This window comes from Nocardiopsis sp. TRM 82005, from assembly GCF_056312425.1.
On the sequence record NZ_JBWDTQ010000063.1, the window covers coordinates 1 to 1,696 of the forward strand.

The following is a 1,696-nucleotide window of genomic DNA, read 5'->3' on the forward strand; positions in this document are numbered from 1 at the left end:
GGGTTACTGGATGGGTGGGTGGGCGTTGGCCAGGAGCTCCTGGAACTGCTCGGAGAACCAGTGCCCCGACACCGGAGCGTCGGGCAGCGCCCCGCTCAGGTTGTTGCCGTTGCGCGGATTGCCCTCATAGGTCGGGTCGCACATCCGGTCGAAGCCCTTGCCCTCGTCGTTGGGGATCTCCTCGCTGGAGCCGTCGGACTCACCCGGAGGCTTCATCCACACATAGGCGTCGATCCCCGAGGCCGGCTCGACCTGGGGACGCTCCCCCAGCCCCGCACCAGCCTGGTTGCACCAGTTGCCCGACTGGATCCGACGGTCGTAGCGGCCCCCGTCCACATAGGCGTCCACATCAGTGCTCGGCCCCGGACCCGTGGGACGGTCCGGACCACCCCACCCGTTGCGGGAGGTATCGATCAACATCCCCAGACCGGAGTCGAACCCCAACCCCACCAGCTCCTGGCGCAGGGCCTGGGAATAGGACAGCTCATCGGTGAACTGGTTCCAGTCCACCCAGGAGGACTGCGTCACCGGCGTACCCGCCACGCTCTCCCCGATCGCGAAGTGCTCCTCCACCAGAGCCGAGTAGTTCGCGGTGTTGGCGATGAAGCCGTGCACGTCCTGCGGAGAGGCCCCGGCGGTGTTGGCCGCCTCATAGAACAGCTCGGCCGAAGCGGTGAAGTTGTCCTCCCACCCGATCCAGCCGTGGTGGCCCGCGTCCACGTAGTTGTAGACGTTGCCCAGACCGCCCAGCGCGCCCAGGGCATAGCCCACACCCTCGACGTAGTTGCCGTTGGCCAGCATCTGGTCACAGTTGTCGGTGGCCGTCTCGCGCGGGGAGACGTTGGTGACCAGGTTGGGCAGCGAGTCGATCTCGACCGTGGTCACGATCCGCAGCTCGGTGTCCTCGTAGTCGGCCAGGATGTCCACGATGGGATCGATGTAGTCGTCCTTGTACCGGTCGATCTCCTCCGGCCCCAGCTCGCCGTTGGAGGCCAGCGCCGCGCAGTCACGGCCGGGCAGGTTGTAGATCACCACCTGGAAGACCAGCGGATCCCCGCCGGCCTGGACCAGGGCCTCGTCCAAGTGGTCGCGCAGGCCCATACTGCCCGTGGTGGGGCTGTCGTTGCCCTCGATGGCGCTGATGCGGTCCATCCACACCCCGGTGGGCTCATCGGCCACCGCGTCCCCGCCGGGCTCGGCCGCGGCGTTGGCCGACCAGAGCGGGTTGACGTAGACGTCGGCGCCCACGTACGGGTTGTCCACCCGATCCCCGGGCTCCCCGGGCTCGTCGGGCTCGTCGGGGTCCTCGGGCTCGTCCGGGTCGTCGGGGTCGTCGGGTTCGTCGACGGAGCCGCTGCACAGCACGCCGTTGAGTTCGAAGGCCTGGGGGGCGGGGTTGCTACCGGAGTAGCTTCCCTGGAAGCCGAAGGACACGGTCGCGTCGGTGGCGATGGAGGCGTTGTGCCCGCCGTCGCTGGCGGACACGCTCGGGCCGGTCTGGGCCACCGTGGCGTTCCAGGCGTTGGTGACCTGCTGGTTTCCGTCGAAGTCCCAGTCCAGGGCCCAGCCGTTGACCGCGTCGCCGAGGTTGGTGATCTCCACCTCGGCGGTGAAGCCCGATCCCCAGTCGTTGAGTTGGTAGTCGACCTCGCAACCAGCCGCGGCACTGGCGGGTGCGGAGGTGATGGCGGCAAGG

The 1,696-nt window shown here is 68.4% G+C and carries 1 protein-coding gene; it reads right to left on the minus strand.

What is annotated here, in order from left to right:
- Positions 1 to 3 precede the first annotated feature (3 nt).
- On the minus strand, positions 4 to 1,696 hold a 1,693-nt coding region (locus tag AC0T5L_RS27050), incomplete at its 5' end, for a glycoside hydrolase family 6 protein (protein WP_476168320.1).